The sequence below is a fragment of the Psychroserpens sp. genome (genome assembly GCF_034670085.1).
GTDB lineage: Bacteria > Bacteroidota > Bacteroidia > Flavobacteriales > Flavobacteriaceae > Psychroserpens.
Window position 1 is genome coordinate 75,938 of record NZ_JAXMOD010000010.1, and the last position, 6,323, is coordinate 82,260.

4 protein-coding genes are annotated in these 6,323 nt (G+C 34.9%); all 4 read left to right on the forward strand.

All coding sequences use genetic code 11. The features are described 5' to 3' along the window. Window positions 1-7 precede the first annotated feature (7 nt). Window positions 8-1,015, forward strand: a complete 1,008-nt coding sequence (locus VOI25_RS15050) for a LacI family DNA-binding transcriptional regulator (RefSeq protein WP_323789916.1) — start codon at window positions 8-10, stop codon at window positions 1,013-1,015. Window positions 1,016-1,103: 88 nt separating this feature from the next. Further along, on the forward strand, window positions 1,104-1,901 hold the full coding sequence (locus VOI25_RS15055) for a sulfite exporter TauE/SafE family protein (RefSeq protein ID WP_323789917.1): 798 nt from the start codon (window positions 1,104-1,106) through the stop codon (window positions 1,899-1,901). A gap of 1 nt (window position 1,902) precedes the next feature. Further along, window positions 1,903-2,493, forward strand: coding sequence for a methyltransferase domain-containing protein (locus VOI25_RS15060; RefSeq protein ID WP_323789918.1), 591 nt, complete (start codon window positions 1,903-1,905; stop codon window positions 2,491-2,493). A gap of 131 nt (window positions 2,494-2,624) precedes the next feature. Next, the coding region (locus VOI25_RS15065; RefSeq protein WP_323789919.1) for a PQQ-dependent sugar dehydrogenase at window positions 2,625-6,323 on the forward strand (3,699 nt) is incomplete at its 3' end.

The window sequence follows — 6,323 nt, forward strand, 5'->3', positions numbered from 1 at the left end:
TAGAAACATGATCACACTTAAACAATTAGCAGAACAATTAAACGTATCGATTTCTACGGTTTCTAAAGCATTACATAACAGTGAAGAAATTAGCCCAGAAACAATAGAACGTGTTAAAGCACTTGCAAAACATCTCAATTATAAGCCTAACAAAGTCGCAATTAGTTTAAAGAATAGTAAAACAAATACTATTGGTGTGATTATTCCAGACATCTTAAATCATTTTTTTGCCAAGGCACTTTTAGCTATTGAAGAGGAAGCGTCTGAACAAGGATATAATATTATTACTTGCCTATCCAATGAAAAAAAATCTAAGGAGATAAACAGTCTTCAATTGTTATCCAATGGAAGCGTCGATGGATTTATTATTTCTATTGCTGAAGAGTCTCAGATTGAAAATAATGTGGAACATATTAATGCAATTCTAGATCAAAATATACCAGTTGTCTTGTTTGATCGTGTATCAGAAAATATAGATTGTGACAAAGTGATTATTGATGATTTCGGAGCAGCTTATGAAGCTACTAAACATTTATTGTCTGAAGGCAGAAAGCACATTATTTTAATTAGTGACATTCATGATTTAAGTGTTGGTAAACTCAGGTATAATGGCTATTCGGAAGCTTTGAAAGAAGCTTCAAATTATCATAATGAACCTATTGTAGTTACTATAAAAAAAGAATATTTAGTTGATGAAACAATTCAAAGTGTTTTTGATAATCATCCTTCAGTTGATGGTATTATTTCTATTGATAATACCTCTGGTGTAGTTGCTCTTCAAAAAGCTCTCAAACTAAATTATAAGATTCCTCAGGACTTATCTATTATTGGTTTTTCAGATGACAATGTACTCCAGTTTACGGATCCTAAATTATCTACCATTTCTCAACACACACTAGATATTGGAAAAGCATCTGTAAAACTTTTACTTGATCGTTTAAATAATAAGGAGAAAACAAAATCTACTACGAAAATTATAAAAACGAAATTAATTTTACGAGAAACCACCAAGTAAATAGAAAATTTATACGTTTTTCAAATCGTTTTTTAGTTTTAATTTCTGAACTAGACATGAGAATAATTTATTGCTTAGATTTGTGATAATGGATATCACACAAATATTAGGATATTTTGGAGCACTACTAGTTGGTGTAGTTTTAGGACTCATTGGTGGTGGAGGTTCAATTTTAACAGTACCAATCTTGGTATATCTTTTGTCTGTAAATCCAGTGACTGCCACAGCATATTCACTTTTTGTAGTCGGCACATCTTCTCTAGTTGGTGCAATACGAAATATTCAAAAAGGCTTGGTCGATTTTAGAACTGCTATTGTATTTTCTATTCCGGCATTTATTGCAGTGTACAGTACTCGTAAATTTATTGTACCTATTATTCCAGAAGAATTGTTCGCAATTGGAGATTTTATGGTCACCAAAAATATAGCGATTATGTTATTTTTTGCGATCATAATGTTACTTGCTTCTGTATCTATGATAAGAAATAGACGTAGTGAAGTTGAAGAGGACACAAAAGTTGCTTATAATTATCCATTAATAATTATTGAAGGTGTTGTAGTTGGAGTGCTAACAGGAATCGTAGGAGCAGGAGGCGGTTTCTTAATTATACCTGCTTTAGTTTTATTAGCAAAACTCCCAATGAAAAAGGCAGTGGCAACGTCACTTTTAATAATCGCAATTAAATCATTGATTGGTTTCGTTGGTGATATTGAAAATTTAGAAATTGAATGGTTCTTTTTATTGACATTTACATGTCTTTCTGTTATTGGAATCTTTATCGGAATCTATTTATCAAAGTTCATCGAAGGCAAAAAACTAAAGAAAGGTTTCGGTTGGTTTGTTTTACTAATGGCAGTTTATATTCTTTGGAAAGAGCTATCGTAAAATGAAAGAACTTGATGAATCATATTGGGATAATCGTTATAAAACTGATGACATTGGATGGGATTTAGGAGAAATATCAACACCTCTCAAAACTTATATTGATCAACTAGAAAATAAATCCTTGAAAATTTTAATTCCAGGTGGTGGTAATTCTTATGAAGCTGAATATCTATTTAATCAAGGATTCAAAAACGTATATGTGGTTGATGTTTCCAAAACAGCTTTAAACAACCTTTTATCACGAATTCCAAGTTTCCCAAAACACCATTTGCTTCACAAAAATGTTTTTGATTTAGAACAGACCTTTGATTTAATTTTAGAGCAAACCTTCTTTTGTGCCTTACATCCTAGTCGAAGATTAGACTATGTTTCAAAAATGAATACCATTTTGTCACCAAATGGAAAACTAGTTGGTTTACTGTTTAATTTACCGTTAAATGAAGATCATCCACCATTTGGAGGTCATAAAGAGGAATACATTCAATATTTTGAAAATGCCTTCCAAATTGAAATCATGGAATCGTGTTATAATTCAATATCGAGTAGGACAGGTAAAGAACTTTTTATTAAGTTGTTAAAAATCAATTCTTAATCCTTCAATTTTAATCCAATTATCGGTTTTATTTCCCATTTGAATAAATTATTTTTTTGCTAGGACAAATCGTCTTATATTTAATCAGATTAATAGCGACATCTCTTTTCAACCAAACAAAAGTATCAATTATGTTTTGCTATAGTCGCTTTCTAAAATCTAAGAGATTAGTTTCAATAGGTCTTTTTCTACTTTTTTTTTCAAACGTTTACGGACAACTGCCAACAGGTTATACAGCCACTGAAGTTCAAAATGGCTACAATACTATTATGGGTGTAGTTTTTAATGCTGATGGTACTAAAATGTTCGTTTGGGAAAAAAGAGGACATGTATATGTGTCTAATTGGAATGGAACGCAATATATCAAACAAACTACACCAGTTCTTGATATTTCTGATGAAGTAGGAGATTGGAGAGATTTCGGATTTGCTAGCTTTTGTTTAGATCCAAATTTTGATACCAATGGTTTAGTGTACATGTATTATATGGTTGACAGAGAGCATCTTATGAATTACGGAACACCAAGTTATGATCCTAATGATAATGATTATTTTGAAGCTTCAATAAGTCGTGTTACACGTTACCAACTAAATATCGGAAGTGATCCATTAACAACAGATTATAATACGCGAGCTGTGTTATTAGGTGAGTCTGTGTCTACAGGAGTTCCTTTAACGCATCAATCGCATGCAGGTGGAACAGTTATTTTTGCAGACGACGGAACGTTATTAGTTTCTACTGGAGATAACGCTAGTTATTCTTCGACAGATACAGGTAGTGCAAGTGAAACATACTATCAACAAGCTATTAATGATGGCATAATGAGACCAGAAGAAAATGTAGGTTCTTTTAGAAGCCAAATGATTACATCATTGTGTGGAAAGGTATTACGACTTGATCCAGCAACAGGAGATGGTGTGCCTTCAAATCCTCATTATAATTCATCTGATCCACGTTTGCCAGAATCTAGAATGTGGGCAATGGGATTACGTCATCCATTTAGAATGTCAATTCAACCTGGAAGCGGAAGTACTAATCCAGCAGATGGTAATCCTGGCATTATCCAAGTCGCTGATGTAGGTTGGGGAACTTGGGAGGATTTGCACATTTTTGATAAAGGTGGACTAAATGGTGGTTGGCCTTTGTATGAAGGTTTAACTCAGCATAATGGTTACTACAATAGTGGAACTACAAATCCTGATGAGGGCAATGTACTTTTCGTTAATAATTGTCCGCAACCAACAAATTTTAATGATAATGCTAATCCAGCTCTAAGACGTTTTGTTCATGACAGACCAGAAGTCGCTTGGAGACATGGTGGCACTAACGAAGCTCGTGTGCCTTGGTTTAGTGGAACGACACCAACTAACCCAAGAGTCGGAGCATCTGGTTCTCCAACGACAGGTATTGAGTTTAGAGGTAATACTGCAATTGCTGGCATCTATATTCAAGGTGATGCAATGGGTAGTAGTATGAATGGTAAATATTTATTTACAGATTATGTAAGAAATTGGATTAATGTGGCAACACTTACTGATGGAACACTAAATTGGATTAGTGATATTTCAGAATTAGCTCCTATAAATTTTGGTAATGGGATTGTACATATGATGCAAAATCCGTTAGATGGTTTTATTTACTATGTCAATATTTATAACGGAACTTTATTTAAAATCTCTTTTGTTGGTCCAACTTGGACGAACGAGCCTACAGATTTAACCTTACAGTGTGAAGCGATTACGAATCCTAATGATGAATTTAATAATTGGTTAGCTAGTTTTTCAGGAACTGTGTTATGTGGAAATGCGACGCTTTCAAACACCAATTCTGGACTTAATATACTTTGTGGCTCTACAGCTTCAGAAACAGTCACGTTTACTTTAGCAGATGACTGCGGAAACGAAATTACTAAGCAAGCTACGTTTACGATCGAAGACAATGCTGATCCAGCTTTCAATGAAACTTTACCAGCAAGTACAACAGTAGAATGTGATAACATTCCAACAGCAGAAACTTTAACAGCTTCAGATACCTGTGGAATAGCAACAGTGTCCTTTAATGAAAGTACAGCATCAGGTTCATGTTCAGGCGATTATACAATCACGAGAACTTGGACAGCTACTGATGAATGTAATAACGAAACGATACACATTCAAACTATAACGGTTGAAGATAATGGTGATCCAACATTTAATGAAACCTTACCAGCTAATACAACAGTTGAATGTGATACTATTCCAACGGCAGAAACGCTTACAGCATCAGATACTTGTGGAATTGCAACGGTGTCCTTTAATGAAAGTACAGCTTTAGGATCATGTTCAGGCGATTATACAATCACACGAACTTGGACAGCAACTGACGAATGTAATAACGAAACAATTCACATTCAAACCATAACGGTTGAAGATAATGGTGATCCAACATTCAATGAAACTTTACCAGCAAGTACAACAGTAGAATGTGATAACATTCCAACAGCAGAAACGCTTACAGCTTCAGATACTTGTGGAATTGCAACGGTGTCCTTTAATGAAAGTACAGCTTCAGGTTCATGTTCAGGAGACTATAGCATCACGAGAACTTGGACAGCAACTGATGAATGTAATAACGAAACGATACACATTCAAACCATAACGGTTGAAGACAATGCTGATCCAACATTTAATGAAACCTTACCAGCAAGTACAACAGTTGAATGTGATACTTTTCCAACGGCAGAAACGCTTACAGCTTCAGATACTTGTGGAATTGCAACGGTGTCCTTTAATGAAAGTACAGCTTTAGGTTCTTGTTCAGGCAATTACACAATCACACGAACTTGGACAGCAACTGACGAATGTAATAACGAAACAATTCATATTCAAACCATAACTGTTGAAGATAATGGTGATCCAACATTCAATGAAACTTTACCAGCAAGTACAACAGTTGAATGTGATACTATTCCAACGGCAGAAACGCTTACAGCATCAGATACTTGTGGAATTGCAACGGTGTCCTTTAATGAAAGTACAGCTTCAGGATCATGTTTAGGCAATTACACAATCACACGAACTTGGACAGCAACTGACGAATGTAATAACGAAACAATTCACATTCAAACCATAACCGTTGAAGATAATGGTGATCCAACCTTTAATGAAGCCTTACCAGCAAATACAACAGTAGAATGTGATACTATTCCAACAGCAGAAACGCTTACAGCATCAGATACTTGCGGAATTGCAACGGTGTCCTTTAATGAAAGTACAGCTTTAGGTTCATGTTTAGGCAATTACACCATCACACGAACTTGGACAGCTACTGACGAATGTAATAACGAAACAATTCACATTCAAACCATAACGGTTGAAGACAATGCTGATCCAACTTTTAATGAAACCTTACCAGCTAATACAACAGTTGAATGCGATAACGTTCCAACAGCAGAAACTTTAACGGCTTCAGATACTTGTGGAATTGCAACGGTGTCCTTTAATGAAAGTACAGCTTCTGGATCATGTTCAGGAGACTATACCATCACACGAACTTGGACGGCTACTGATGAATGTAATAACGAAACGATTCACATTCAAACCATAACGGTTGAAGACAATGCTGATCCAACATTTAATGAAACTTTACCAGCAAGTACAACAGTAGAATGTGATAACATTCCAACGGCAGAAACGCTTACAGCTTCAGATACTTGTGGAATTGCAACGGTGTCCTTTAATGAAAGTACAGCATCAGGTTCATGTTCAGGAGACTATACCATCACACGAACTTGGACAGCTACTGATGAATGTAATAATGAAACGGTTCACATTCAAACCATAACGGTTGAA